This is a genomic window from Roseicitreum antarcticum (assembly GCF_014681765.1).
Taxonomy (GTDB): domain Bacteria; phylum Pseudomonadota; class Alphaproteobacteria; order Rhodobacterales; family Rhodobacteraceae; genus Roseicitreum; species Roseicitreum antarcticum.
Genome location: NZ_CP061498.1, coordinates 746,149 through 772,857, shown reverse-complemented (window position 1 = coordinate 772,857; position 26,709 = coordinate 746,149). Strand labels below are relative to the sequence as shown.

Annotated in this window: 20 protein-coding genes, 1 pseudogene and 1 riboswitch; of the genes and pseudogenes, 15 read left to right on the top strand and 6 right to left on the bottom strand. The window is 65.2% G+C overall.

Annotation, left to right across the window (positions count from 1 at the left end):
* Positions 1–3: 3 nt before the first annotated feature.
* Positions 4–2,424: a phenylalanine--tRNA ligase subunit beta gene (gene pheT / locus H9529_RS03535; protein ID WP_092889812.1), complete on the top strand. Its 2,421-nt coding sequence runs from the start codon at positions 4–6 to the stop codon at positions 2,422–2,424.
* A 479-nt stretch (positions 2,425–2,903) separates the two neighbouring features.
* Here pheT and H9529_RS03530 read toward each other — a convergent pair whose 3' ends face one another.
* Positions 2,904–3,470: a gamma-glutamylcyclotransferase family protein gene (locus H9529_RS03530; RefSeq protein WP_092889815.1), complete on the bottom strand. Its 567-nt coding sequence runs from the start codon at positions 3,468–3,470 to the stop codon at positions 2,904–2,906.
* Between the two features lie 132 nt (positions 3,471–3,602).
* A riboswitch (glycine riboswitch) is annotated at positions 3,603–3,695 on the top strand.
* Between the two features lie 138 nt (positions 3,696–3,833).
* Between H9529_RS03530 and gcvT the strand changes: the two genes are divergently transcribed.
* The 3 genes from gcvT (at position 3,834) to gcvP (ending at position 8,292) form a co-directional block, all read left to right on the top strand.
* Positions 3,834–4,949, top strand: coding sequence for a glycine cleavage system aminomethyltransferase GcvT (gene gcvT / locus H9529_RS03525; protein ID WP_092889818.1), 1,116 nt, complete (start codon positions 3,834–3,836; stop codon positions 4,947–4,949).
* A 23-nt stretch (positions 4,950–4,972) separates the two neighbouring features.
* On the top strand, positions 4,973–5,332 hold the full coding sequence (gcvH, locus tag H9529_RS03520) for a glycine cleavage system protein GcvH (protein WP_092889820.1): 360 nt from the start codon (positions 4,973–4,975) through the stop codon (positions 5,330–5,332).
* A gap of 116 nt (positions 5,333–5,448) precedes the next feature.
* Positions 5,449–8,292, top strand: coding sequence for an aminomethyl-transferring glycine dehydrogenase (gene gcvP / locus H9529_RS03515; RefSeq protein WP_092889823.1), 2,844 nt, complete (start codon positions 5,449–5,451; stop codon positions 8,290–8,292).
* Positions 8,293–8,455: 163 nt separating this feature from the next.
* Here gcvP and H9529_RS03510 read toward each other — a convergent pair whose 3' ends face one another.
* Positions 8,456–9,226 (bottom strand): MipA/OmpV family protein, encoded by a 771-nt coding sequence (locus H9529_RS03510; RefSeq protein ID WP_176847124.1) that lies wholly within the window; start codon positions 9,224–9,226, stop codon positions 8,456–8,458.
* 592 nt (positions 9,227–9,818) lie between these two features.
* Between H9529_RS03510 and H9529_RS03505 the strand changes: the two genes are divergently transcribed.
* Positions 9,819–11,036, top strand: coding sequence for an MFS transporter (locus H9529_RS03505; protein WP_092889829.1), 1,218 nt, complete (start codon positions 9,819–9,821; stop codon positions 11,034–11,036).
* A gap of 104 nt (positions 11,037–11,140) precedes the next feature.
* Here the strand turns inward: H9529_RS03505 and H9529_RS03500 are convergent, their stop codons facing one another.
* Positions 11,141–11,938 carry an enoyl-CoA hydratase gene (locus H9529_RS03500; protein ID WP_092889832.1) on the bottom strand — a complete coding sequence of 266 codons (798 nt, stop codon included), beginning with the start codon at positions 11,936–11,938 and terminating at the stop codon, positions 11,141–11,143.
* A gap of 59 nt (positions 11,939–11,997) precedes the next feature.
* Here H9529_RS03500 and H9529_RS03495 point away from each other — a divergent pair, with 59 nt between their 5' ends.
* The 5 genes from H9529_RS03495 to H9529_RS03475 all read left to right on the top strand — a co-directional run bounded on the left by H9529_RS03495 (position 11,998) and on the right by H9529_RS03475 (position 19,803).
* Complete coding sequence (locus H9529_RS03495; RefSeq protein ID WP_092889835.1) at positions 11,998–12,426, top strand: PaaI family thioesterase; 429 nt, start codon at positions 11,998–12,000, stop codon at positions 12,424–12,426.
* Positions 12,427–12,537: 111 nt separating this feature from the next.
* Positions 12,538–15,402: an excinuclease ABC subunit UvrA gene (uvrA, locus tag H9529_RS03490; protein WP_092889838.1), complete on the top strand. Its 2,865-nt coding sequence runs from the start codon at positions 12,538–12,540 to the stop codon at positions 15,400–15,402.
* A 232-nt stretch (positions 15,403–15,634) separates the two neighbouring features.
* Positions 15,635–17,119: a cysteine--tRNA ligase gene (gene cysS / locus H9529_RS03485; RefSeq protein WP_092889950.1), complete on the top strand. Its 1,485-nt coding sequence runs from the start codon at positions 15,635–15,637 to the stop codon at positions 17,117–17,119.
* 228 nt (positions 17,120–17,347) lie between these two features.
* Positions 17,348–19,030 (top strand): citramalate synthase, encoded by a 1,683-nt coding sequence (gene cimA / locus H9529_RS03480; protein WP_176847126.1) that lies wholly within the window; start codon positions 17,348–17,350, stop codon positions 19,028–19,030.
* Positions 19,027–19,803, top strand: coding sequence for a squalene/phytoene synthase family protein (locus tag H9529_RS03475; RefSeq protein ID WP_092889844.1), 777 nt, complete (start codon positions 19,027–19,029; stop codon positions 19,801–19,803). The genes cimA and H9529_RS03475 overlap by 4 nt, the downstream gene beginning before the upstream one ends.
* 38 nt (positions 19,804–19,841) lie before the next feature.
* Here H9529_RS03475 and H9529_RS03470 read toward each other — a convergent pair whose 3' ends face one another.
* Positions 19,842–21,095 (bottom strand): MFS transporter, encoded by a 1,254-nt coding sequence (locus H9529_RS03470; protein ID WP_092889847.1) that lies wholly within the window; start codon positions 21,093–21,095, stop codon positions 19,842–19,844.
* A 242-nt stretch (positions 21,096–21,337) separates the two neighbouring features.
* On the opposite strand from H9529_RS03470, the pseudogene H9529_RS03465 reads away from it, so the two are divergent.
* Positions 21,338–22,721, top strand: a pseudogene (locus H9529_RS03465) (class II 3-deoxy-7-phosphoheptulonate synthase).
* 174 nt (positions 22,722–22,895) lie between these two features.
* Here H9529_RS03465 and H9529_RS03460 read toward each other — a convergent pair.
* Complete coding sequence (locus tag H9529_RS03460) at positions 22,896–23,573, bottom strand: NUDIX hydrolase (protein ID WP_092891125.1); 678 nt, start codon at positions 23,571–23,573, stop codon at positions 22,896–22,898.
* Between the two features lie 23 nt (positions 23,574–23,596).
* Positions 23,597–24,031 (bottom strand): DUF983 domain-containing protein, encoded by a 435-nt coding sequence (locus tag H9529_RS03455; RefSeq protein ID WP_092891127.1) that lies wholly within the window; start codon positions 24,029–24,031, stop codon positions 23,597–23,599.
* 228 nt (positions 24,032–24,259) lie between these two features.
* On the opposite strand from H9529_RS03455, the gene H9529_RS03450 reads away from it, so the two are divergent.
* From H9529_RS03450 to H9529_RS03435, 4 genes are all read left to right on the top strand, one after another.
* Positions 24,260–24,871, top strand: a complete 612-nt coding sequence (locus H9529_RS03450; RefSeq protein ID WP_092891129.1) for an EF-hand domain-containing protein — start codon at positions 24,260–24,262, stop codon at positions 24,869–24,871.
* A gap of 109 nt (positions 24,872–24,980) precedes the next feature.
* Positions 24,981–25,622, top strand: coding sequence for an RNA polymerase sigma factor (locus H9529_RS03445; protein WP_092891410.1), 642 nt, complete (start codon positions 24,981–24,983; stop codon positions 25,620–25,622).
* Positions 25,609–26,124 carry a hypothetical protein gene (locus tag H9529_RS03440; protein WP_092891131.1) on the top strand — a complete coding sequence of 172 codons (516 nt, stop codon included), beginning with the start codon at positions 25,609–25,611 and terminating at the stop codon, positions 26,122–26,124. Before H9529_RS03445 ends, H9529_RS03440 begins: the two co-directional genes overlap by 14 nt.
* A complete protein-coding gene (locus H9529_RS03435) occupies positions 26,114–26,692 on the top strand; it encodes a periplasmic heavy metal sensor (RefSeq protein WP_092891133.1) in 579 nt (192 codons plus the stop codon). Before H9529_RS03440 ends, H9529_RS03435 begins: the two co-directional genes overlap by 11 nt.
* Positions 26,693–26,709 lie beyond the last annotated feature (17 nt).

Below are 26,709 nucleotides of genomic sequence, written 5' to 3'. Positions count from 1 at the left end.
CCGATGAAATTCACCCTTTCCTGGCTCAAAGATCATCTGGAAACGGCAGCACCGCTGGACGACATTCTTTATGCCCTGACCGATCTGGGGCTGGAGGTCGAAGAAGTCAGCGACCCCGCCGCCACCCTTGGGGCCTTCACCATCGCCCGCGTGATCGAGGCGGCGCAACATCCCGATGCCGACCGCCTGCGCCTGTGCCGCGTGGCAACCTGGCCAAATGGCCCCGACGGTGCATCGGAGGAGGTGCAGGTCGTCTGCGGCGCGCCCAATGCGCGCTCCGGGCTGGTGGGCGTCTTTGCCCCCATCGGCACCCATGTGCCCGGCACCGGGGTGGACCTGAAACCCGGCGTGATCCGGGGGCAGGCAAGCAACGGCATGCTGTGCTCAGAGCGTGAGCTGATGCTGTCGGACGCCCATGACGGCATTATCGAGCTGCCCGAAGATGCGCCTTTGGGTGTGCGCTATATCGACTATGCGGGCCTGAATGATCCGATGATCTACATCAAGATCACCCCCAACCGCCCCGATGCGCTTGGGGTGCGCGGTGTTGCACGCGATCTGGCGGCGCGGGGGCTGGGTACGCTCAAACCCCTCAGCGTGACGGCGGTCCCGGGTGAGTTTCCGTGTCCCGTGCCCGTCAGCATTGACGCTGATGTGCGGGCGCGTGGCTGTCCGCTGTTTGCGGGCCGCGTGATCCGGGGGGTACGCAACGGGCCGTCGCCTGCGTGGCTGCAACAGCGGCTGCGCGCCATCGGGCTGCGTCCCATTTCGGCTTTGGTCGATATCACCAACTTCTTCACCTTCGATCAGAACCGCCCCCTGCATGTGTTCGACGCGGCCAGGCTGACCGGCGGGCTGCGGGTCCATGCCGCGCAGGGCACCGAGGCACTGGCCGCGCTGGATGACAAGACCTACACCCTGCGCACGGGCGACATGCTGATTTCTGATGATTCAGGCCCCCAAAGCATCGCGGGCATCATGGGCGGCGCGCCGTCGGGCTGTGGCGAAGATACCGTGGATGTGTTCCTCGAATCCGCCTATTGGGACCCGATCACCATCGCCGCCACGGGCCGCGCGCTGAAGATCAACTCGGACGCGCGTTACCGGTTCGAGCGCGGCATCGACCCGGCCTTCACCCTTGACGGGTTGGAGCTTGCCACCCGGATGATCCTCGATCTGTGTGGCGGCACCGCGTCGGATGTCGCACAGGCCGGCGCTGTCCCCGATACCACCCGCAGCTATCCGTTCGACCCGGCGCGCGTGGTGCGGCTGGTGGGCATGGACATCCCCGCGGCGACACAACGCGCCAGCTTGCAAGCGCTTGGCTTCACCGTGGACGATACCTCTGCCACCCCGCCCAGCTGGCGCCCCGACATTCTGGGCTCGGCCGATCTGGTGGAAGAGGTCGCGCGCATCGCATCGCTGACGAAGCTGGTGGGCAAGCCATTGCCGCGCACGCAGGCCGGTGTGCCCAAACCCGTGCTGACGCTCGTGCAACAGCGCGAGATCTTGGCGCGCCGCACGCTCGCTACGCTGGGCTATAACGAATCTGTCACCTACAGCTTCATCGACGGGCCGTCGGCGGCGCTGTTTGGCGGCGGTGATGATGCCGTGCGGCTGGACAACCCGATCTCCTCCGAGATGAGCCACATGCGCCCTGATCTGCTGCCTGGCCTCTTGCAGGCCGCAAGCCGCAACCAGGCGCGCGGTGCGATGGATCTGGCCTTGTTCGAGGTCGGGCCTGCCTTCACGGGCGGTGAGCCGGGCGATCAGCATCTGCAGGCCACGGGCCTGCTGGTCGGTGCGACCGCGCCGCGCGATCCCTATGGCAGCCGCCGCAACGCCGATGTCTACGACGCCAAAGCGGATGCCGAGGCTGTTCTGGCCGCGATCAAGGCCCCCGCGCGCGTCCAGATCGGGCGCAACGTGCCCGCATGGTTCCACCCGGGCCGCGCTGGCCAGATGACCCTTGGCCCGAAACTGGTGCTCGCCACCTTTGGCGAGGTGCATCCAAAGGTGCTCAAGGCGCTGGATGTCAAAGGGCCTGCGGTGGCGTTTACCGTGCTGCTGGAAAACCCGCCGCTGCCAAAGACGCGCAGCCTTGCCCGCCCGGCGCTGGCGGCCAACAGCTTGCAGGCGGTCGAACGTGACTTTGCCTTCGTCGTGGATGCCGGGGTCGAGGCGTTGACGCTGATCAACGCCGCCGCTGGTGCCGACAAGGCGCTGATCGACGGTGTGCGGCTGTTCGATGAGTTCACCGGTGAACGCGCGGCGGCGCAGATGGGCGATGGCAAGAAGTCCCTCGCCATCACGGTGCGCCTGCAACCCCGCGACGCCACCTTGACCGAAGCCGAGATCGAGGCGGCCAGCGCCAGGATCATCGAGAAGGTCAACAAGGCCACCGGCGGCACCCTGCGCGGCTAACGCAAGGATCGCATGAAACAGCCGTCTGGTCCCTGGGGTCAGGCGGCTTCAGCGGGGGCAGTTGAAACGGCTCTGAACCTTGTTCGGGGGGGAACTCGCTTCTTACCTGCCTTCATGAGCAACCGGCTCCGGCTGGGAAAGTCATTCTTTTAGAACCGTAAGAACCCCCGCGCCCGGGTGGGGATCAGGAAAAGCGCCGCTCTTTCCCCGCCCGTGCGTGTCACGCTGCACCCCGTCCGTGTCACCCGGAACACCCGAAGGCCGGCGCGCGCTGGTGGCGGGGCGGGCGCATGCCGGGGGCTTTGGGGGCCCGTCCATGTGCTGAGAGGCCACCGCGTGGCCTCAGCCAGTGCGCGCATCGCATAAGGATTTCCCCTGAAAGACAGGGGAAGCACAGGTCCTGAATGCGATCAAAAAGCATCCCGCCAACACCACAAAGCAGGGCAGGGTGCATCATGCACTTCAGCCCGCCACATCGCTTAACCCGGGATCACCCGCGCGCCGATCTGTGTCAGGTACTGGTCCACCAGATCACGCTCGGCCTCATGCAGCAGCTTGTGGCGCGGATATTGCGGGGCGGCGCGGTCGTTCATCACCGGGGCCTCCCAGCCGTCGGTCGTGGCAAAGAAGCCTGCCACGCCTTCCGCCCCGAATTCGCGCAGATAGCCCTGCACCACCACATCCAGATAGCTCAGCAAGATCGGATGCGCGTCGCTGGCCGGGCGGCTGGTGTCCAGCGGCACGGCGTAGATCTCGGCCGAGACGTCATGCCCGGCCTCATGCGCCAGCCCCTCGGCCACGCGGTGGCGGGCATATCCGGTTTCGCGCGCATCCAGCGCCGCCCAGTCCGCGCCGGGGACCGCGGCAATCAGCCCGTCGATCACCGCGCCGCGCGCGGGCACGGCGGTCAGAAAAGCGCGCTCGAACGGGGCCACATGCCGCCAGGCCCGCCGCCAGCCCTGCACCCGCGCCCGGTGGGCACGCGCATAGACATGGGTATCGCGGTTCACGAGGCTGCCGTAGCCAAAGAAGAAAGGATCACTCATCCCCCATGTCTGCCTCAGCTTTCACGCTGCTGCAAGGGGGGCAGGTGGCGCATAAAGCGGCACCCGGCACGCCGGGGACCGGCGCGCGGCATATTGCCCCTTGCGCGGCGCAAACCCATTCGCTACCAAACCTCATCAGGATTGGGAGACACTGTGGCTTTGCCCACAGGGCCGAAGGAGCAACCGCCCCGGTAAACTCTCAGGCAAAAGGACCGGTCCTGACACGACAACTCTGGAGAGTGGCCATCAGGCCCGCCGAAGGGATAACGATCTCAGGCGCAAGGACAGAGGGGGCACTGAACGGCAGGCAGTTTCCTGCCCGTACAGTGCCGGAATATGCCCGGCCAGATGACAGGGGCTTTCATGTCCGACAGCTTGCGGCGCACGGTCTTTCATGACCTGCATGTGGAACTGGGCGCAAAGATGGTGCCCTTTGCCGGCTATGACATGCCGGTGCAATATCCTATGGGCGTGATGGCCGAACACCTGCACACCCGTGCGCAGGCCGGTTTGTTCGATGTCAGCCACATGGGGCAGGTCACGCTGCACGGCCCCGATGTCGCGCTGGCGCTGGAGCGGCTGGTGCCGGTGGCGCTGGCGGAACTGAAGGACGGGCGGCAGCGCTATGCGATGTTCACCGATGCGGCGGGCGGGATATTGGACGATCTGATGGTTGCCAACCGCGGCGATCACCTGTTCGTCGTGGTAAACGCTGCGTGCAAGGCCGATGACATCGCCCACATGCGCGCAAACCTGCCCGGGATCACCGTCACCGAACACAGCGGCCGCGCGCTCTTGGCGCTGCAAGGTCCGGGCGCCGAGGGCGCGCTGGCGACCCTGATTCCCGCCGTTGCCGACATGCGCTTCATGGATGTGGCAACGCATGCGTGGGATGGTGCCGACCTGTGGATCTCGCGCTCGGGCTACACGGGCGAGGACGGCTTTGAAATCTCGGTTCCCCACAGCCATGCCGTGGAATTCGCCCGCGCCTTGCTGGCGCTTGAGGCCGTCGCCCCCATTGGCCTTGGCGCGCGCGACAGCCTGCGGCTGGAGGCTGGCCTGTGCCTTTATGGCCATGACATCGACATCACCACAACACCGGTAGAGGCTGCGCTGAACTGGGCAATCCAGAAGTCCCGGCGGACGGATGGCGCGCGCGCAGGCGGCTTTCCCGGTGCCGATGTGATCTTGCCCCAGTTGACGGACGGTGCGCTTCGCCGCCGCGTGGGCCTGCTGCCCGAAACCCGCGCGCCGATGCGCGAAGGCACGGCGCTTTTTGCTGACACAACCGCCGCCGATCCCGTGGGCCATGTCACTTCAGGCGCGTTCGGCCCCACGCTTCAGGCACCGATGTCCATGGGCTATGTGCCGGAATCACTTTGCACCCCGGGCACCCGCCTTTACGGTGAGGTCCGGGGCAAGCGCATGCCGGTGGTCGTGGCGGCGCTGCCGTTTCGCCCCGCACAATTCAAACGATAACCCCATAGAGCCAAGAGGGCCTCATGAAGTATACCGAAGATCACGAATGGCTGCGCCTGGAGGGCGATCTGGTCGTCGTAGGCATCACCGAACACGCCGCCGAGCAATTGGGCGACGTGGTATTCGTCGAACTGCCAGAGCTGGAAACCCAGGTCGCCAAAGGGGATGAGGTCTGCGTGATCGAATCCGTCAAGGCCGCGTCCGACATCCTCGCGCCGCTCGACGGCGAGGTGGTAGAGGTCAACGACAACCTCAGCGCCACGCCGTCGCTGGTCAATGAAGACCCGGCGGGCGATGCGTGGTTCTTCAAGCTGAAGATCGACGATCTTTCGGTCCTTGATGAGTTCATGACCGAAGATGAATACAAGGATTTCATCGCTTGAACCCCTGCCGCTGAGCACCATTTCAAGCCCCTGCGCCGCGCGGCCCTGCACTGCCAGGGTCCGCGCCGCGCGCCTTAAGGCCACACCGTTGCCCCACCGCCCAACCGGAGCATTCCATGCCCTATACGCCCACGACCTATGATCCCTATGACTTCGCCAACCGCCGCCACATCGGCCCTTCGCCGTCGGAAATGGCGCAGATGCTGGCGGCGCTGGGGGTCGACAGCCTTGATGCGCTGATTGATCAAACGGTGCCGGGCAGCATCCGGCAGGCCGACCCGTTGGCATGGCCGCCGCTGTCGGAAGGCGCGCTGTTGGCAAAACTGCGTGCCGTGGGGGCAAAGAACAAGGTCATGACCAGCCTGATCGGGCAGGGCTATTACGGCACCATCACGCCGCCCGCGATCCAGCGCAACATCTTTGAAAACCCCGCGTGGTACACCGCCTATACCCCCTACCAGCCCGAGATCGCGCAGGGCCGGCTAGAGGCGTTGCTGAACTTCCAGACCATGGTCAGCGACCTGACTGGCCTGCCGGTGGCCAATGCCTCGCTGCTCGACGAATCCACTGCCTGCGCCGAGGCGATGACCATGGCGCAGCGCGTCGCGAAATCGAAGGCCAAGGGCTTCTTCGTCGATGAAAACTGCCACCCGCAAAACATTGCCGTGATGCAGACACGTGCCGCGCCGCTGGGGATCGAGGTCATCGTGGGCAACCCCGATGACATGGACGCCGCCGCCGTCTTTGGCGGGATCTTCCAATACCCCGGCACCTATGGCGAGGTGCGTGATTTCTCGGCGCAATGCGCCGCGCTGACGGCGGCAAAGGCCGTGCCGGTCATGGTAACGGACCTCTTGGCCCTGACGATGCTGAAGGAACCCGGCGCGATGGGGGCCGATATTGCCGTCGGCTCCAGCCAGCGTTTTGGCGTGCCGCTGGGCTATGGCGGGCCGCATGCCGCGTTCATGGCCTGTCGTGATGAGATGAAACGCGCGATGCCGGGCCGCATCGTCGGCGTGTCGGTGGATGCGCGCGGCAATCAGGCCTACCGCCTGTCGCTGCAAACCCGCGAACAGCATATCCGGCGTGAAAAAGCGACCTCGAACGTTTGCACCGCGCAGGCGCTGCTGGCGGTCATGGCCTCGATGTATGCGGTCTTCCACGGCCCGCAGGGGCTGCGCGCCATTGCGGAACGGATCCATTTCAACACCGCAGCACTGGCGCGCGCACTGCGCGCTGCGGGCGCGGCGGTCAGCCCCGATGCGTTCTTCGACACCCTGACCGTAGAGGTCGGCGTGGGGCAGGCGGGCATTCTGGCGGCCGCCCGCGCGCAAGGTGTCAACCTGCGCCGCATCGGCACGCGCCATGTCGGCATCTCGCTGGATGAGACGACCGACGCGGGGGTGATCGCGCGGGTGCTTGCCGCCTTCGGGATCGACGATACGGCAACGCCGTCACAAGATATCGGCTTTCCCGATGCGCTGATCCGGCAAAGCGAATATCTGACCCATCCGATTTTCCACATGAACCGCGCGGAATCGGAAATGATGCGCTACATGCGCCGCCTGTCGGACCGCGACCTGGCGCTGGACCGCGCGATGATCCCGCTGGGCTCGTGCACCATGAAACTCAACGCCGCGGCCGAGATGATGGCACTGTCCTGGCCCGCCTTCGCCACGTTGCACCCCTTCGTGCCCGCAGATCAGGCGCAAGGCTACGCCGAGATGCTGGTCGATCTGTCGGATAAATTGTGCGAGATCACAGGCTACGCTGCCATGTCGATGCAGCCCAATTCCGGCGCGCAGGGCGAATATGCAGGGCTTCTGACCATTCAGGCCTATCATCGCGCGCAGGGTGAGGGGCAGCGCGACATCTGCCTGATCCCGGTTTCGGCGCATGGCACCAACCCGGCCTCGGCGCAGATGTGCGGCATGAAGGTGGTCGTGGTGAAATCGGCGGCAAATGGCGATATCGACCTCGATGATTTCCGCGCCAAGGCCGCAGCGGCGGGCGACCGGCTGGCCGCGTGCATGATCACCTACCCATCGACTCACGGCGTGTTCGAGGAAACCGTGCACGAGGTTTGCAAGGTCACCCATGACCACGGCGGGCAGGTCTATATCGACGGCGCGAACCTCAACGCGATGGTCGGCCTGTCGAAACCCGGTGAGATCGGCGGCGATGTCAGCCACCTCAACCTGCATAAGACCTTCGCCATCCCGCATGGCGGCGGCGGTCCCGGCATGGGGCCGATCGGTGTGGCGGCGCATCTGGCCCCATACCTGCCCGGCCATCCGGCAGCAGGCACGGGCAGCGAAGGCCCGGTTTCGGCCACGCCCTATGGCTCTGCCTCGATCTTGCTGATTTCATGGGGCTATTGCCTGATGATGGGCGGCGCGGGGCTGACACAGGCCACCCGCGTGGCGATCCTGAACGCCAATTACATCGCGAAACGGCTGGAAGGCGCCTATGACATCTTGTTCCGTGGTCGCCAGGGCCGCATCGCGCATGAATGCATCCTCGATACCCGCCCCTTCGCGGATGCGGGCATCACGGTGGATGACATCGCCAAGCGTCTGATCGACAACGGTTTCCACGCCCCCACCATGAGCTGGCCCGTCGCAGGTACCCTGATGGTAGAGCCGACCGAGTCGGAAACCAAGGCCGAGCTTGACCGCTTCATCACAGCGATGCTCAACATCCGCGCTGAGATCGAAGAGGTCGCGACCGGCCGTATGGACGCCGCCGAGAACCCGCTGAAAAACGCGCCCCACACGGTCGAGGATCTGGTCGCCGACTGGACTCGTCCCTATTCGCGCGAACAGGGCTGCTTCCCGGCAGGCAGTTTCCGCGTCGACAAATACTGGCCCCCCGTGGGCCGGGTCGACAACGTGTTCGGCGACCGCAACCTGATCTGCACCTGCCCGCCGCTGGAAAGCTATCAGGAAGCGGCAGAATAGGGTCAGGGGCCAGCCTTGGCCCTTCATCGGGCCCAATCGCTCAAACAACAAAGGCGCCCCGATCCGGGGCGCCTTTTGTCTGTGATAGCGCGGGTTTGTGAAATGTGACCAAATCACAAGGAGCCGCGTTGGGAGCGGCGTTGGGCGCGTCTGCGCCCCGCCCTCAGCCGCCGATGCGGAAGTACCGGCGCAGGCCGATGCTGGCGCCGTATTGATCCAACGATCCAGCCCGCGAAATGGGCGAATCCGCCGCCGATCCGCGCAGCCGCGAATAGCTGACCGCGCCTTCCACGGCCCAGTCGCGGTTGATGCGGTATTGCGCGCCCACCTCTAACCCGGTCGAGACGATGCCGCCGCCAGCGGTGTAGGGCGTCGCCAGCACAGCGCCGCCGGGGGCCACGCCGAAATAGGTGTCGGTAAAGGCAGCGTTGCCAAAGGTGGCGCGCGGCCCGATGTTCAGGGTCCATTGCTCGTTCGGGCGGTAGATCACATTACCGCCGATCTCGCCGACAATGCCGGTATGCCCCTCGAAACCGCGCCGCACCGCGCCAAAAACCTGCCAGTCCTCGGTGGTATACGACAGGCGCAGGCCCAGCTCATAGGCGCGGTCCACATCGGGCAGCCCCGCCAGATCGGCATGATCCGCCGAAGTACGCTCGCCCCGGATATTCACCGACGGGCTGAGCGACAGCCCCGGCGCAAAGGACGCGCCACCCACGGCGCCAAACTGAAAGCCGCGCAGCGACAGATAGCCAAACGACAGCCCCAGCCCGGGCGAGACATCGTAGTCGTCGCTGCCCGGATAGGCCGGACCCACCGCGCCACCGCCATAGACCGAAAATTCCAGCGCGGGCGCTGATTGCGCATGCGCGGCGCCGGACGCGAGCATCATGGCCGCCGCTGCGGCGAAAGCTGTTTTGGAAACTGAACTCATGGCGCGTGATCCTCGAACGTGAAAAACTTGAACTGGCCTTGCCAGACCCTTGCACGAAATACAACGCCGCCGGGGTAACAAGCCGGTCATAGCGGAAGTTGTGGCCGCGATGCCACGGGTGGCTGCGGGGCAGGGCGGCGGAGGCCGCGTCGAGGGATCGGGCGGGACCTGAATCGGGGCTGTCGGAATCGGGGCTGCGGGAATCGGGGCTGTGGGAATCCGCGCGGTCAGGGTGAGGGCCGGTGGTGCCGGGGCGTGTGGATGGGGGGCGTGTGGATGCGGGCCATGTGGATTTAGGGCGTCTGGATTCAGGGCGTGTGGATTCGGGCCGCTGGTCTCGGGGTCCGGGCAGGCCGCCTGCCACGCCGGTCTGGTCCCGCTGCACACGGCATTAAAAAACGAGAAAACCAGTTATGTCGTGTTTTCTCATTGACCATCCCGGGCCGCTGATGTTGGCTGCCCGGGGATCGCGCCAGCCTCGCCTTGGCCTCGCCGCGCGCCCGTCTGATACCGGCCCCCAAAACCCGGCCCCAAAACCGGGCCCCCGAAACCGGGCAACCGAAACCCCGCAGTTCAAGAGCCCGTCCCACATATGCCCCCCACACCGACACACCCCGCCGCAGGCACCGCCGCATGGCCCGTCTGGGCACTGGCGGTGGGGCAGACGCTGGGCTATGCCGCGTTCGCCTACATCTTCGCGGCGTTGATCTTGTCATGGGAGGGGGATCTGGGCTGGTCCAAGACCACTTTCGCCCTGGGTCCCATGGTGTCGGTCGCGCTCAGCGCGGTGCTGGCACCGCTGGCCGGGCGGATGGTCGACCGGGGCCTGGGGGTCTACATGCTGACCTTTGGCGCCGCACTGGGCGGGGTGGCGCTGATCGGGCTGTCGCAGGTCACCACGCCCGCGCACTACATCGCCGCCTGGGTAGTGATCGGGCTGGCGCATGCCGCGTGCCTTTATGACGTATGCTTTGCCTTCCTGATCCGCCGGTTCGGCGCGCAGGCGCGCCCGCGCATCGTGCGGGTGACGCTGGTTGCGGGCTTCGCCTCGACCATTGCCTTTCCCACCGGGGCGGCGCTGGCAGGTGCGCTGGGGTGGCGCGGCGCGGTGCTGGTGGCGGCGGGCGCGGTGCTCTGCGTCATGGTGCCGCTGCACTTCCTTGCGGCCCGCGCAATCCGGGCGGGCACGCCGCAACCCAGCGCTGCCAGCCTGGCCGAGGGGCGCGCCGCCCCCGCCATTGCCCTGCGCCGCCCGGCCTTCTGGGGGCTGGCCGCACTGTTTGCGTCACTGTCGCTGAACCATTGGATGCTGGTCGCCTTCATGGTGCCGCTGTTGAGCGCGCAGGGCGTGGCGCTGACGTGGGCGGTCACTGCGGCCTCCAGCGTGGGGGTGGCGCAGACCATCGGGCGCCTTGTGCTTTTCCGGTACGACGGGCGGATCGGCACGCGCGGCACTGCGCTGATCGTCACGGGGGCGCAGGTGGTGGCCGCACTTATGCTGCTGGCAGTGGGGCTGTCGCCGGTTGTGGTGCTGGCCTTCGCGCTGTTGCAGGGTGCCGCACTTGGGATCATGACGATCTTGCGCCCGGTCATGGTGGCCGAGACGTTGGGCCAGGCGGGCTTTGGCGCGATCAACGGCATGTTGTCGATCCCGGCGCAGGGCGCAATGGCGGTGGCCCCGCTGTTCGCGGCGCTGCTGTTTGACGGGATCGGCCCGATGGCCCTGATCGCGGCGGCCTTTGCGGCGGCGCTGCTGGCGCTGGGGCTGGCACTGGCGCTGACCCGCAGGCATGGGGAAAATACCGTTTAATTCAAAAGGCCTGACGCTTCACCTTCACGCAATGCGCGAACCCTGCTGCGCAAACCGGCGTTCCCCTGAATACCCCGTAAAATCAAGGCACTCATCGAAACACCTCAGCCTTGCTGCGTCCAGCCCGGCGGGCGCTTTTCCAGAAACGCGCGGATCCCCTCATCGGTGTCGGACAGCAACATGTTCTCGACCATCACGGCGCCCGTATGGGCATAGGCATCCGAAAGGTTCATCGCGATCTGGTCGTAAAACGCCCGCTTGCCGATGCGCACCGCCGCGCCCAGTTTGCCCGCCACCTGTGCGGCCAGCGCCTGCGTCGCGGCTTCCAGTTCGCCCTCGGGCACCACACGGTTGATCAGGCCGACTTCGCGCGCGCGCTCAGCGGTGATGAAATCGCCCGTCACGAGCATCTCGAACGCCTGTTTGCGCGCCAGATTGCGGGTCAGCGCTACCATGGGGGTGGAACAGAACAGGCCGATATTCACCCCGTTGACGCCGAACCGCGTCCCCTCTGCCGCCACCGCCATATCGCACGAGGCCACAAGCTGGCAGCCCGCGGCAGTCGCGATCCCGTGCACCTGCGCGATCACCGGCTGCGGCATTGCCGGGATCATCTGCATCACCGCGCCGCAGCGGTCGAACAGGTCGGCGAAGTAGGCCGCGCCCGCGTCTGGCGCGGCGCGCCCCGCCTGCATCTCACGCAGGTCGTGGCCCGCGCAGAACGCCTTGCCCGCCCCACGCAGCACCACCACGCGCACCGCCGCATCGGCGGCAATCGCGGCCAGTTGCGCCTCCAGCGCGGCCAGCATCGCATCCGACAGCGGGTTCAGCTTTTCGGGCCGGTTCATGGTCAGAACGGCCACACCCGCCGCTACGTCACAGGTCAGAATACTGTCTTGCATCTTGCGCCCTTCCGCCGTTTGCGGAACCTTAACCCGCAAAGGTCACACGGGGGAAGGCCATGCAGCTACAGATGGACGCAACGGAACTCAGCGCTTTTCTGGCGGCAGAGTTTCCACAGGTCGCGCATGACTTCCGCATCATTGATGTTGCGCCGATGCGCGTCAGCGTTGCCTTGCGGGTGCAGGACCACCACCTGCGCCCCGGCGGCACGGTGTCGGGCCCATCGATGTTTGCGCTGGCCGATGTGTCGATCTACCTTGCGGTGCTGGCGATGATCGGGCCGCAGGGGCTGGCGGTGACCACGAATTGCGCCATCGACTTCATGCGCAAACCTGCCGCCGGGGCGGATCTGATCTGCGTTGCGCGGCTTTTGAAACTGGGCCGCGTGCTGGCGGTGGGCGACGCGTTGATCCATTCCGAAGGGCTGTCTGACCCGGTGGCGCGCGCGGGCATCACCTATTCCATCCCGCCAAAGCCCATGATCTGACATTTATCTGCCTACTGGGGCACATATTCACCCTTCGTTCACATTTTCGGGTTGGAGACTCGGCGCCACACGCTTATCTGTGCCCTCAGATCAAAGCCCCGGGGGTCGCAAATGGCGGAACAGAAGTTCATCGAGGTGCGCGGCGCGCGCGAACACAACCTCAAGAACATCGACGTGGATATTCCGCGCGATCAACTGGTGGTCATCACCGGGCTGTCGGGCTCGGGCAAATCCAGCCTGGCATTTGACACCATCTACGCCGAGGGGCAGCGCCGCTACGTTGAATCGCTGTCGGCCTATGCGCGCCAGTTCCTCGACATGATGCAAAAGCCTGATGTGGACCATATCAGCGGCCTGTCGCCTGCGATTTCCATCGAGCAGAAGACCACCAGCAAGAACCCGCGTTCCACCGTCGGGACGGTCACCGAAATCTACGACTACATGCGTTTGCTGTTTGCCCGCGCGGGTACGCCGTTTTCCCCCGCCACCGGCAAGCCGATTGAGGCGCAGCAGGTCCAGGACATGGTCGACCGTGTCATGGGGCTGGACGAAGGCACGCGCGCCTACCTGCTTGCGCCGATCATCCGCGACCGCAAGGGCGAGTATCGCAAGGAATTTCTGGAACTGCGCAAACAGGGCTTCCAGCGTGTGAAGGTCGATGGCCAATTCTACGAACTGGACGAACCGCCCACGCTCGACAAGAAATTCCGCCATGACATCGACGTGGTTGTGGACCGTCTGGTGGTGCGCACCGGGCTGGAGACCCGGCTGGCTGACAGTCTGCGCACCGCGCTGGACCTTGCCGATGGCATCGCCGTGCTGGAAATGGCCGATGCGGGCGAAGACGGCGTGGCAGAGCGGATCACCTTTTCCGAAAAATTCGCCTGCCCGGTGTCGGGCTTCACCATCCCCGAGATCGAGCCGCGGCTTTTCAGCTTCAACGCGCCCTTCGGCGCCTGCCCGGATTGCGACGGGCTGGGGTTAGAGCTGTTCTTTGACGAACGCCTCGTGGTGCCCGACGGCGCACTGACGCTGGCCAATGGCGCGATTGCGCCCTGGCGCAAGGGCAAGACACCGTACTTTTTGCAAACGATTCAATCGCTTGCGGCGCATTATGAATTCAACCCCAAAACCCTGTGGAAAGATCTGCCCCCGCATGTGCATCAGGTGTTGCTCTACGGCTCAAACGGCGAGGAACTGCCTTTCCGCTACGATGAGGGTGGGCGCATCTACAACGTCACCCGCGCGTTCGAGGGCGTGATCCCCAACATGGAACGCCGCTACCGCGAGACCGACAGCAATTGGGTGCGCGAGGATTTTGAGCAATATCAAAACAACCGCGATTGCGCGACCTGCGGCGGCCACCGCCTGCGGGCCGAGGCGCTGGCCGTGAAGATCGGCGGGCTGCATGTCGGTGAAGTGGTCGATAAATCCATCCGCGAGGTCTACGATTGGGTGCAATCGGTTCCCGACCACCTGACGAACCAGAAGAATGAGATCGCGCGCGCCATCCTGAAGGAAATCCGCGAACGGGTCGGCTTTCTGGTGAACGTGGGCCTTGATTACCTCACCCTCTCGCGCCGCGCGGGCACATTGTCGGGCGGTGAATCGCAGCGCATCCGGCTGGCCAGCCAGATCGGCTCGGGGCTGACGGGCGTGCTTTATGTCCTCGATGAACCCTCCATCGGGCTGCATCAACGCGACAACGACCGCCTGCTGACCACGCTGAAAAACCTGCGCGATCAGGGCAATACCGTGATCGTGGTCGAACATGACGAGGAAGCGATCCGCGAGGCGGATTACGTCTTCGACATCGGTCCGGGTGCCGGTGTGCATGGCGGTCGCGTGGTCAGCCACGGCACGCCCGCGCAGGTGATGGCTGATGCGGGCAGCGTCACCGGGCAATACCTCTCGGGCGCGCGCCAGATCGCGGTGCCCAGCGTGCGACGCAAGGGGAATGGCAAGAAAATCAAGGTGGTAAAAGCCACAGGTAACAATCTGCGCGATATGAGTGCCGAATTCCCCTTGGGTAAATTCGTCTGCGTCACCGGCGTATCGGGCGGCGGCAAATCGACGCTGACCATCGAGACCTTGTTCAAGACCGCCTCCATGCGTCTCAACGGGGCGCGCCAGACGCCCGCGCCGTGTGAAACCATCAAGGGGCTGGAACACCTTGATAAGGTGATCGACATCGACCAGCGCCCCATCGGCCGCACCCCGCGCTCTAACCCCGCCACCTATACCGGCGCGTTCGGCCCCATCCGCGACTGGTTCGCGGGCCTGCCGGAATCGAAAACCCGCGGCTATAAACCCGGGCGCTTCAGCTTCAACGTGAAGGGCGGGCGGTGTGAGGCCTGTCAGGGCGACGGCGTCTTGAAGATCGAGATGAATTTCCTCCCCGATGTCTACGTCACCTGCGAGACCTGCAAGGGCGCGCGCTACAACCGCGAAACCCTCGAAGTTCTGTTCAAAGGCAAAAGCATCGCCGACGTGCTGGAGATGACGGTTGAAGAGGCGCAGGGCTTTTTCCAGGCCGTGCCCTCCATCCGCGAAAAGATGGATGCGCTGATGCGCGTCGGTCTGGGCTATATCAAGGTCGGGCAGCAGGCCACCACGCTGTCGGGCGGCGAGGCGCAGCGCGTGAAGCTGTCGAAAGAGCTGGCGCGGCGGTCCACGGGCCGCACGCTCTATATCCTTGATGAGCCGACCACCGGCCTGCATTTTGAAGACGTGCGCAAGCTGTTGGAAGTGCTGCATGAACTGGTTGAACAGGGCAACACGGTGGTGGTGATCGAACACAATCTGGACGTGGTGAAAACCGCCGATTGGGTGATCGACATCGGGCCTGAAGGGGGCGACGGCGGCGGTCAGATCGTGGCTGTCGGCACGCCCGAGGCCGTTGCCGCGGTCGAGGGCAGCCACACCGGCCATTACCTCAAATCCCTGCTGGACCCGCGCAAATTCGCCGCCGAATAGCGGGGCGTTATGGCGTGCAGCCGTACTGCGTGCACAACCCGCGCGCCCGCGCCCTGCCGAATTCGGGCTTGGCAGGGCGCGCGGCCCGCGTTATGATATTGCCCATGAACACCACCCGCATCATCTGCATTTGTATTACTTGCTGAGCCACGCGGCGGGATCAGGGGTGTTTTCTTAATCAACCATTGCTGATCGTCCCGCCGCATTGCGCGCGCATGCCTTTGAGGACACCATGGTTGAGATCCGTCTGCACAATTCCAAGACCCGGAAAAAAGACCCGTTCACGCCGATCGACCCGGATAATGTCCGGATGTATGTCTGCGGCCCCACGGTCTATGACCGCGCGCATCTGGGCAATGCGCGGCCCGTTGTGGTGTTTGACGTGCTGTTCCGCCTGCTGCGCCACGGCCACGTTTACGGCGCGGATCACGTCACCTATGTGCGCAACTTTACGGATGTGGATGACAAGATCAACGCCCGCGCGCGGCAGATGCAGGAGGACGGCGATACCCGCGATCTGAACACCATCATCCGCGCCCTGACCGATGAGACCATCGGCTGGTACCACGCCGATATGGACGCGCTCGGCGCGCTGCGCCCCACGCATGAGCCGCGCGCGACTGAATTCATACCCCAGATGGTGAAGATGATTGAAGGGCTTGTGGACAGCGGCCACGCCTATGCCGCCGAGGGCCATGTCCTTTTCGACGTGCGCGCCTACCCGGACTATGGCCGCCTGTCGGGCCGGTCGCTGGACGACATGATCGCCGGCGCGCGGGTCGAGGTTGCGCCGTATAAACGCGATCCGATGGATTTCGTGCTGTGGAAACCCTCGGCGGATGATGAACCGGGTTGGCCGTCGCCCTGGGGCAAGGGCCGTCCGGGCTGGCACATCGAATGCTCGGCCATGAGCCATGAATTGCTCGGCGATCATTTCGACATCCACGGCGGCGGCATCGACCTTGCCTTTCCGCACCACGAAAACGAGGTCGCCCAATCGTGCTGCGCCCATCCTGAGGCGGGCTTTGCCAATGTCTGGCTGCACAATGAGATGGTGCAAGTGGACGGCAAGAAGATGTCCAAGTCGTTGGGCAATTTCTTCACGGTGAAGGATTTGCTGGATCAGGGCTGGCCGGGCGAGGTGATCCGGTTTGTGATGCTGTCGACGCATTATCGCAAGCCGATGGATTGGACCGAGGAGAAGGCGCGGGAGGCGAGAGAAACGTTGGATTGGTGGGCAACCACATTTTCAACTGACCCTGAAGTTTTGGCTGCCGCGAGGCTTGGAGAAGGCGCAGAATTTAGAATCGACGCTGAAGTTGTTGCGGCACTCAGTGACGATCTGAACACTTCAAGAGCACTCACGAGACTGAAGAAACTTGGAAGATTTCTGGATAACAGTTCAGAATTTCTTAACCTTGAGGCGACTCAACAATTCTCACATCGGCTTGATTTCATCTTGAGTGTTGAGGCTCTGGGAATCCCATTGATCTCACTTTCAACCCGAAAACGCAGACAAGGATTGTCTCTTGCGAAAGCAGAGACAATGATGAATGCCGAGCGAATGAAGGCACTTTCAGACCGAGATTTCTCCAGACTCGATCAACTGAAAATTAGTTTGGGTGAAATGGGTGTAGAAGTCCGAATGTCGAAAGATGGCGTTGAACTTATCCCCGGCCCCGATTTCGACCCCGCTAAACTGGACGCGCCGAAATGAGCCCGGACGCACGTCGAGTCAGCCATCTCCGCAATTCACCACCCAAGTCGGGGATGCAAAGCATCCCCGACAGCGCCCGAACCGCCCCCACGGGGCGGGCGCTTCTCGCCCACCCCTCGGTTCGGGCGCGAGATGGCGGCAATGTCGCGCCCTTGAAGCGCTAGTGCAAATACACCACTCCTCATGTCACCACCCTACCGCCCAACCCAACCCAAAGGCCAAAGCCCAATGACGCAGCCAGCCGCAGACGCCCGCGAACGCCTCAGCCTCTATGACACCACGCTGCGCGACGGGCAGCAGACGCAGGGCGTGCAATTCTCGACCGGCGAAAAGCTGGCCATCGCGGCACTGCTTGACGACCTCGGCGTGGATTATATCGAGGGCGGCTGGCCCGGCGCGAACCCCACCGACAGCGATTTCTTTGCCACCCCGCCGCAGACCCGCGCCACGCTGACGGCCTTTGGCATGACCAAACGCGCGGGCCGCTCGGCGGAAAACGACGATGTGCTGGCCGCCGTCCTGAACGCCCGCACCCCCGCCGTCTGCCTTGTCGGCAAGACGCATCCCTTCCATGTGACCACCGCGCTGGGGATCAGCCTTGCGGAAAACCTCGACAACATCCGCGCCTCCATCGCCCATATCGTAGCGCAGGGGCGCGAGGCGATCCTGGACGCCGAACATTTCTTCGACGGCTACCGCGCCGACCCCGCCTATGCGCTGGAATGCCTGCACGCCGCCCTGACCGCAGGCGCGCGCTGGGTGGTGCTGTGCGACACCAACGGCGGCACGCTGCCCGCCGATGTGGGCCGCATCACCGCCGATGTCATCGCGTCGGGCGTCCCCGGCGACCGGCTGGGCATCCACGCCCATGACGATACCGGCAACGCGGTCGCCTGCACGCTGGCCGCCGTAGACGCGGGCGCGCGCCAGATCCAGGGCACGCTGAACGGGCTGGGTGAGCGGTGCGGCAACGCCAACCTGACCACCCTGATCCCGACGCTGCTGTTGAAGGAACCCTATGCCAGCCGCTTTGCCACCGGCATCACGCCCGCCGCGCTGCAAAACCTGACCCGCGCCTCGCGCAGGCTGGATGATATCCTCAACCGCGTCCCGCACCGCGCGGCGGCCTATGTCGGCGCCTCGGCCTTTGCCCATAAGGCCGGGCTGCACGCCAGCGCGATCTTGAAGGACCCCAGGACCTATGAGCACATCGACCCTGCGCGTGTCGGCAATGCCCGCATCATCCCGATGTCCAACCAGGCGGGCCAATCCAACCTGCGCGCCCGCCTGAAGGATGCAGGCCTGACCGTCGCCCCCGGCGACCCGGCGCTGGCCCGCATCCTTGACCGGGTCAAGATGGCCGAAGACACGGGCTATGCCTATGACGGCGCGCAGGCCAGTTTTGAGCTGGTCGCCCGCCGCGAGCTTGGCCTCGTGCCGACCTTCTTCGAGGTCAAGCGCTACCGCGTCACCGTGGAACGCCGCAAGAACAAGTACGATCAGATGGTCTCGCTGTCCGAGGCGGTCGTCGTGGTGAAGATCGGCTGCGATAAAATGCTTTCGGTTTCGGAATCCATGGATGCCCTGGGCCATGACCGTGGCCCGGTCAACGCGCTGTCAAAGGCGCTGTCAAAAGACCTCGGCCCCTATCAGGCGATCATCGACGACATGAAACTGGTGGATTTCAAGGTCCGCATCACCCAGGGCGGGACCGAGGCCGTGACCCGCGTCATCATCGACAGCGAGGACGGCGCGGGCCGCCGCTGGTCCACGGTCGGCGTCTCGCCCAACATCGTCGATGCCAGCTTTGAGGCGCTTTTGGACGCGATCAACTGGAAACTGATCCGCGACGGGGCAGAGGCACCGAAACAGGCCGCCAGACCGGCCCCCGCCGCGATAGGCAACGCATGAGCCTTGATCTCTGCGCCGCGCAGGTGGAACGTGGTGACGCCGACCGCTTTGCGGCCACCATGGCCGCGCCTGTCGCGGTGCGCGACCGGCTGTGGCCGCTCTATGCGCTGAACCTGGAGGTGGCGCGCGCCCCTTGGGTCACGGCAGAGCCGATGATCGCTGAAATGCGGCTGCAATTCTGGCACGACACCATCGATGACATTGCCAACGGCAAACCCGCCCGCGCGCATGAGGTAGCGCAGCCGCTGGCCGATGTGATCCGCGCCCACGCCCTGCCGCCTGAACCCTTCCACGCCCTGATCGCCGCGCGCCGCTGGGACATTTACACCGATGCCTTCGCGGATGCGCAGGCGTTCGATGCCCATATCGACGCGACCTCGGGCAACCTGATGTGGCTGGCCGCCCTGACGCTGGACGCCCCGGCACAGGCGGAACCCGTGCTGCGCGATCTGGCCTATGCCATGGGGGTCGCGGGCTGGTTGCAGGCCATCCCGGCGCTTGATGGGGCAGGGCGCATCCCGCTGATCGACGGCACGCCGGCAGGGGTCGCTGCGCTGGCGCAAACGGCACTTGCCCGCCTGCACCGCGCACGGGCCAACCGGGCGCGCGTGCCTGCCCATGTCACCCCGGCCGCCTTGCCCGCATGGCGGTCAGGCGCGATCTTGCACCATGCCGCACGCTACCCTCAAACGGTTGCCATCGGTGGGCTGGTACAGCCCGAATTCACCCGGCGTGGCAGCCTGTTGCTGCGGGCGCTGTCGGGGCGCTGGTAAGGCGCGCGGGCAATGGGGCAAACGGGCAGCGGGGCGCATCACGCCTCGCGCGGGCGCATCGTCAGCCAGATCAACGCACCGCCCGCCAGCACCAGGAATGGCAGCATGGCCAGGTTCACCAACTGCCACCCGGCCTCGACCGACCCGCCAGAGCAATTCATCAACCCGCCCGATGACAGCGACGCCATGAACACGCCCCCGAACACGATCAGGTCGTTCATGCCCTGCACGCGGCCCCGCTCATGCGCGCCATGCGTGCTCGACAGCATCGTCGTTGCCCCGATGAAACCAAAGTTCCAGCCCAGCCCCAGCAAGATCAGCGCCAGATAAAACTGTTCCAGCTCTACCCCGGTCATGGCCACGGCACCGGCACCCGCCAGAATGATCAGACCCAGCGCGACGATGCGCGTCGCGCCAAACCGCACGATCAGATGCCCGGTAAAGAACGACGGCGCATACATCGCCAACACATGCGCCGACACCACATTCGCCGCGTCCGATGTGGTAAAGCCGCAGCCCACCACCGCCAGCGGGCTGGATGTCATCACAAGGTTCATCAACGCATAAGACACGGTGCCGCAGATCACCGCGACCGCCACGGCGGGCGATTTCAGCAATTCCATCCGCGTGCGCCCGCGCGGCGCATCCACCGAGGGCACCGGCGGCACCGGAATGCGCAAGAACATGAACAAGACCACGCCGATCAGGTTCAATCCGATCACGGCCAGATACGTCGCCAGAAACGGCACCACCATGCTGTCCGCCGTCACCTTGACCAGTTGCGGGCCCAACACGGCAGACAAAAGCCCCCCCGCCATAACCCACGAAATCGCCTTGGGCCGGAACGCCGCGCTGGCGGTATCAGCGGCGGCAAAACGGTAGAAGCCTTGCCCCGACATGTAGATACCCGTCAGGAAAGACCCCAGCAGGAACAACGGGAATGACGCCATCAACAATCCGAAGGCGCCAATCGCTGCCCCCGCGCTGCCGCCCAACGCACTGGCAATGAAGCCCGCGCGCCGTCCGTATTTCTGCATGAACGCCGACAGCGGCGTCGCCGTGACCATCGACCCCAACACGATCATCGAAATGGGCAGGGTCGCCCAACACAGATTGCTGGCCAGCGTCTGCCCGGCCAGCCCCCCGATGGTAAACAGCATTGGCATCTGCGCGCCCAGAATCGCCTGCGCGGCGACCAGAACCCAGACATTGCGTCGGGCGATACGGTCATCGGGTGCAGCGCCAAGGGGTGCGGCGGGGCCAGTTGCGGGGGGTGTGGATGGCGTGCTCATACGCCGATTGGTAGACCCGCTCGCAGTCAGCAACCAGACCCAAAATGCGCCCGGTGGCCAAAAAGCCGCAGCGTTGCGGCTGCGTGACGGCTGCGGCGCGTATGTATCAAAGCCATACGGTTTCCATATTGTTTCCAGACGGCGAATTTCGGGGGATTTCGGGGTTTTTGAGGGGTTTCACGGGCGGTTCGGGTGCTTTATAGGCTGTTAACCGATATGCTCTGAACGCAAGGCGAGGATCGATGACCAAAGGCTGGACCAAGACCGACTGGCGCGCGAAACCGCGGGTACAGATGCCCGATTACCCCGATGCGGCCGCTTTGGCGGGTGTCGAGGCGCGGTTGGCCAGCTATCCGCCGCTGGTTTTCGCGGGCGAGGCGCGCGCGCTCAAGGCGCGGCTGGCCGATGCGGGGGCGGGGCGCGCCTTCCTGTTGCAGGGCGGCGATTGTGCCGAGAGTTTCAATGATTTCAACGCCGACAGCATCCGCGACACGTTCAAGGTGATGCTGCAGATGGCCATGGTGCTGACCTATGGCGCCAAGGTGCCGGTCATCAAGGTGGGCCGGATGGCGGGACAATTCGCCAAGCCGCGCTCCAGCGCGTCGGAAGTTGTCGGCGGGGCAGAGCTTCCCAGCTACCGCGGTGATATCATTAACGGATTCGACTTCACGCCCGAGGCCCGCATCCCCGATCCCAGCCGCATGTTGCAGGCCTATACCCAGGCTGCGGCCACGCTGAACCTGCTGCGCGCCTTCTCGACCGGTGGCTTTGCCGACATGCACCGGGTGCATAACTGGACGCTGGGCTTCGCCGAGGCCGGACAGGGCTCGGACAAGATGGACCGCTACCGCGACATGTCGGCCCGGATCTCGGATGCGCTGGATTTCATGTCCGCCGCAGGCATCACATCGGCCAGCAATCACGCGCTTTCCACGGTCGATTTCTACACCAGCCACGAGGCACTTTTGCTGGAATATGAGCAGGCGTTGTGCCGGATCGACAGCACCTCGGGGCTGCCGGTGGCGGGCTCGGGGCATATGATCTGGATCGGCGACCGGACCCGGCAACCCTCTGGTGCGCATGTAGAATTTTGTCGCGGGGTGCAGAACCCCATCGGCTTGAAATGCGGCCCGTCGCTGGAGGCCGATGACCTCAAGGTGCTGATTGAGCGCCTCAATCCGACCAATGAGGCGGGCCGTCTGACCCTGATCGCGCGCTTTGGTGGGGGCCGTTGCCGACCATTTGCCGCGCCTTGTCCGGGCGGTGCGCGAGGTTGGCGCGAACGTGGTCTGGGTCTGCGATCCGATGCATGGCAACACGATCAAATCGACCAGCGGCTACAAGACCCGGCCGTTCGAGCGGGTGCTGCAAGAGGTGCGAGAGTTCTTCCAGGTGCATAGCTCGGAGGGTACGATCCCCGGCGGCGTGCATTTTGAAATGACGGGCAGCGACGTGACCGAATGCACCGGCGGGCTGCGCGACCTGAGCGACGAAGACCTGTCGCAACGCTACCACACCGCCTGCGACCCACGCCTGAACGCCAACCAATCGCTGGAACTGGCGTTTCTGGTTGCCGCAGAATTGTCGAGCCGCCACAAGGACTTGGCGGCCAAAGCTGTCGGCTGAGCGCTCAGGTGCGCGCGGCGGCAAGGGCGTCGCCCCGCGTGGGCCGGAGTTGAGGTTTTGGTGCAAGAACGGCGCGCAAGGCGTTGACTCAACCTGGACGCGTGCTCAGGTCTTGCATAAGAAGGAACGATCAACTTTTTGTTTTTAAAGAAAAATATTAGAAACTGAGCAATTTTAAGGTATCTGCCGAAAAATCGATGCCGGGCCAGAGCTGTCGAAGAACGGCACGAACCTCTGCGCTTCGCCGGTGCGCATGATGCGCGCGGCCTCTGCCAGCACAACCTCGGTGATAAAGGGCAGGTTCAGCGCGCGGGCCTCGGCAAGCGGCACCCATTGCAGGCACCGTAGCTCATCGCAGGCACCCTCAAAATTGTCCGGGTCGCCCGCGATCCCGGCTGCGTCAACCATGAAGAACCGGGCATCGAACCGGCGGCTGCGACCCGGCGGCGTGATCGCGCGGAAGATGAACCGCAACCCATCCGCCGACGGCACCATCCCCCGCGCGGCAAACCCGGCCCAGTCCGTCGGTACCGCGCCCGGCCAGGTGCCGGGACGGCCCAGCATCAGGCCGGTTTCTTCCCACATCTCGCGAATCGCGGCAGCGGCGAGCGCGGCAGGCGGGACATTGGTGTCCGACAGGCGGGTGTGGCACAGCGCGTCAAGACCCGGTGACAGTGGCACCAACGCGTCATCCGCGTCGACCGCGCCGCCAGGAAACACGAACTTGTCAGGCATGAACGCCGCGCCGGCACCGCGTTGCCCCATCAAGACGCGCGGCCCGTCGGCATGGGGACGAATCGCCAGCACCGTGGCGGCGGGCCGGATTGGCATGCCTGCTGGTGCCGCCGTCATGCGCCGCCGCCATGCTGCATCGCTCAGTCCTTCGGTTGCCCGTCGGCGGGGCCGAACCCGTACATGCGGTGGGCCCATTGCAGTCCCACAATTGCGCCTTTGAAGCGCGGCAGCAGGTAAAGCGACATTGCCACGGCCAGCACCGAAAAGCCCGCGATCATCACCAGCGGCTCCGGCTCCCACCGGATGAAGACCCACAGAAACAGCACCATCAGCAACTTGCCGACCACCAGAATGGTCAGATAGGCCGGGCCGTCATCGGCGCGGTGATGGTGCAGGTCCTCGCCACAGACCGCGCAGCTGTCGCGCACGGTCAGATACCCCTTCATCATCGGCCCGGTGCCGCAGCACGGGCACTTGCGCTGCCAGCCGCGCAACATCGCGGGTTTCCACGGCCGTGAATCAGTGCCTTCGGCGGCGAAGAGTTCAGCGTCGGCAGTCTGGGTCTGTGCGTTCATGATTTACCACCTCGGCGTTTCGGTACAGCCTGCATGTATCAGCGTAAAGATGAATTGTAAGTGCGACAGAACCACACGGGACGGGCTGCGGCGCGGATTTCGGAAAACGGTGGCCTCAGGAAACACGGGGTTCAGAAAAACACCGTCGGCCCGCGACGGAACTGGCGGGGTGCCGCGTATCTATGGGCAGAACGCCGACAGTTCGGCCTTTGTAGCAGGAGCACTACCATGAAATTCAGAAATACGATGATCGCGCTGGGGACCGTTGCCAGCCTTGCCGTGGCCGCCTCTGCGTTGGCCAGCGATCTTGGCGCCCGCGGCTTTGGTGGCATGCGCGCGACCCCGCCCGAATTCGCCACGCTGGATGCCGATGGCAACGGCCAACTGACGCGCGACGAACTGGCCGCTGGCATGGAGGCGCATCGCGCGACCGCCGGGCAGGAGCGTCTGGACCAGATGGCCGCCGAGATCATGACCTTCGCCAACCCCGAGGGGATGCTGGGCGCCGACGAACTGCGCGCCGCACTTGGCGGCATCGCCACCGCCCGTCATGCGGCGATGGAGGAAATGCGCGCCGAAGGTGGCCGGGCGGGGCCGCGCGGTGCGCATCGCGCTGAGGGTCGCGGCGGTCGCCATGCCGAGGGCGCACATGGTGAGCGTGCAGGTGGTCGCCAAGGCCGCCAGGCGGAAGCCGGGGGAGCGGGCGGCAGTGGCATGGACCGGATGTTTGACCGTGTCGACAGTGATAACGACGGCACGATCTCTGCCGCCGAATATGACGCTGTGCGCGCGCGCATGGCCGGGCAGGGGCTGCGTGGCGCTGCCCCGTCGGCGCAGTAACGGCGTGTGACGAACGCCTTGCGGCGCGGCTGAAAGGCTGAGAAAACGACACCTCGCCCGGTCTTGGGCGGGGTGCTTGACGAAACCTGACTTTGCGGTGGTTGCCCTGATGTTCCGACCTCCAGCCTCTGCACGCCAAGAGCCTGCTGTCCCGTCGTCGGCATTGTCGGCGCCGGCGGTCGGATATGATCCGGATGCAGCGTTGCTGGCGGCTTATGCGCAGGGCGACGCTGCGGCGGGGGCTGCGCTGACGGCGCAGTTGGCGCCCCGGCTCTTGCGCTATGCGGCGCGGCTGCTGGGCGATCTGGCCGAGGCCGAGGATGTGACGCAAGATGCCATGCTGCGGCTGTGGCGGATCGCGCCGCAATGGCGCGCGGGTGAGGCAAAGGTCAGCACTTGGGCCTACCACGTGACGGCGAACCTGTGCACCGACAGACTGCGGCGGCGGCGGTCGCGCCCCGGCGTGGCACTGGACCAAGTGGCCGAGCCGCCCGATCCCGGGCGGGGCGCCGAGGCAGGAATGATCGAGGCAGACCGTGCGCAGGCGCTGGAACTGGCATTGCAGGCGCTGCCGGACCGTCAACGACAGGCGGTGGTCCTGCGCCACCTGGAGGGGCTGTCCAACCCCGAGATCGCGGCAATCCTCGACACCGGGATCGAGGCGGTTGAAAGCCTGATCGCGCGGGGCAAACGCGCATTGACCGCCCGGCTGTCCGGGCAACGTGCGGCATTGGGGTATGATGATGACTGAGCAAGACACATCGGGTGCAGGCCCGCAGGGACGCCGCAACCGGGATGTTCTGGAAGATTGCTTTGCTGCAGCGCGGCAGGCGCCGCCGGTGCCTTCGGATGCCTTCATGGCGCGGTTGCTGGCGGATGCGGCCGCGCAACAATCTGGAACGCAAAAGTCGTCTGCCCAGACCGAGGCTGGGGCGGCGGCGCAGCACATTTTTCGCGCCCTTCCGGCGCCAGGCGTCACATGGCAGCAGCGCCTGCGCCGGATCATGGGCGACGTCTTGCGCGGTCTTGCGCCGCTGGGCGGGGCACCGGGGCTGGCCGGGCTGACGTCGGCCACGCTGGCGGGCGTCTGGATCGGCTTTGCCGCGCCCGCGCCGCTGAGCGCGCTGGAGGGCATCGTAACGGGCATTGCCGTGACCGATGCCGTGTATGACGCCACCTTTGACGACCCCGAGGCGCTGTTGCTGGCCGAGATCACGCCCTTTCTGACCGCGGAGGATCAAGATGACCAATGAGACCCAAAAACCCGCCGCACCGCGCTGGATGCGGATCGTGCTGGTTGTGTCGCTCGCACTGAATCTGGGCGTTGCGGGGGTGATGGGGGGGGCGGTCTTGCGCTGGGGCGGAGCGGATGGGCCGCCTCGGGTCGGGCAAAATGCCGTGCCGGGTGACCTGAGCTTTCGCACAGCCGTTTCGGCCCTCCCCGAGGCGGACCGGCGGGACATGCGCGAAAACCTGCGCCGACAGTTCCGTCTGTCCCGCGAGGCACATCGCGCCGGGGAGCGGGGCGTGCCGCCCGCAGGGGCGGGGGGGGATGCGCCGGGCGGCATTGCCACCGCTGCACCTGCCGACGGGGTCATCGAGGCGCTGCGCGCGCCTGAATTCGATCCCCGGGTCATTACCCGCGCACTTGCTGCGCCGATGTTGCGGGCGAATGCACTGGCCGAACAGGGACACAGCGCGCTGGTTGCGCGGATCGCCGCAATGCCGCTGGACGAACGTCGCGCCTATGCCGACCGGTTGATGCAGGCGTTTGCAGACCGTGCAGACGGCACCCCGGGCAGGCCCGGCCCGCGCGATTGAATAGGGGGACGGGAACG

Excerpts from the sequence above, each read along its gene's own strand:
- pheT (WP_092889812.1), top strand. The coding sequence starts at position 4 with ATGAAATTCACCCTTTCCTGGCTCAAAGATCATCTGGAAACGGCAGCA.
- H9529_RS03530 (WP_092889815.1), bottom strand. The coding sequence starts at position 3,470 with ATGAGTGATCCTTTCTTCTTTGGCTACGGCAGCCTCGTGAACCGCGAT.
- gcvT (WP_092889818.1), top strand. The coding sequence starts at position 3,834 with ATGTCCGACAGCTTGCGGCGCACGGTCTTTCATGACCTGCATGTGGAA.
- gcvH (WP_092889820.1), top strand. The coding sequence starts at position 4,973 with ATGAAGTATACCGAAGATCACGAATGGCTGCGCCTGGAGGGCGATCTG.
- gcvP (WP_092889823.1), top strand. The coding sequence starts at position 5,449 with ATGCCCTATACGCCCACGACCTATGATCCCTATGACTTCGCCAACCGC.
- H9529_RS03510 (WP_176847124.1), bottom strand. The coding sequence starts at position 9,226 with ATGAGTTCAGTTTCCAAAACAGCTTTCGCCGCAGCGGCGGCCATGATG.
- H9529_RS03505 (WP_092889829.1), top strand. The coding sequence starts at position 9,819 with ATGCCCCCCACACCGACACACCCCGCCGCAGGCACCGCCGCATGGCCC.
- H9529_RS03500 (WP_092889832.1), bottom strand. The coding sequence starts at position 11,938 with ATGCAAGACAGTATTCTGACCTGTGACGTAGCGGCGGGTGTGGCCGTT.
- H9529_RS03495 (WP_092889835.1), top strand. The coding sequence starts at position 11,998 with ATGCAGCTACAGATGGACGCAACGGAACTCAGCGCTTTTCTGGCGGCA.
- uvrA (WP_092889838.1), top strand. The coding sequence starts at position 12,538 with ATGGCGGAACAGAAGTTCATCGAGGTGCGCGGCGCGCGCGAACACAAC.
- cysS (WP_092889950.1), top strand. The coding sequence starts at position 15,635 with ATGGTTGAGATCCGTCTGCACAATTCCAAGACCCGGAAAAAAGACCCG.
- cimA (WP_176847126.1), top strand. The coding sequence starts at position 17,348 with ATGACGCAGCCAGCCGCAGACGCCCGCGAACGCCTCAGCCTCTATGAC.
- H9529_RS03475 (WP_092889844.1), top strand. The coding sequence starts at position 19,027 with ATGAGCCTTGATCTCTGCGCCGCGCAGGTGGAACGTGGTGACGCCGAC.
- H9529_RS03470 (WP_092889847.1), bottom strand. The coding sequence starts at position 21,095 with ATGAGCACGCCATCCACACCCCCCGCAACTGGCCCCGCCGCACCCCTT.
- H9529_RS03460 (WP_092891125.1), bottom strand. The coding sequence starts at position 23,573 with ATGACGGCGGCACCAGCAGGCATGCCAATCCGGCCCGCCGCCACGGTG.
- H9529_RS03455 (WP_092891127.1), bottom strand. The coding sequence starts at position 24,031 with ATGAACGCACAGACCCAGACTGCCGACGCTGAACTCTTCGCCGCCGAA.
- H9529_RS03450 (WP_092891129.1), top strand. The coding sequence starts at position 24,260 with ATGAAATTCAGAAATACGATGATCGCGCTGGGGACCGTTGCCAGCCTT.
- H9529_RS03445 (WP_092891410.1), top strand. The coding sequence starts at position 24,981 with ATGTTCCGACCTCCAGCCTCTGCACGCCAAGAGCCTGCTGTCCCGTCG.
- H9529_RS03440 (WP_092891131.1), top strand. The coding sequence starts at position 25,609 with ATGATGATGACTGAGCAAGACACATCGGGTGCAGGCCCGCAGGGACGC.
- H9529_RS03435 (WP_092891133.1), top strand. The coding sequence starts at position 26,114 with ATGACCAATGAGACCCAAAAACCCGCCGCACCGCGCTGGATGCGGATC.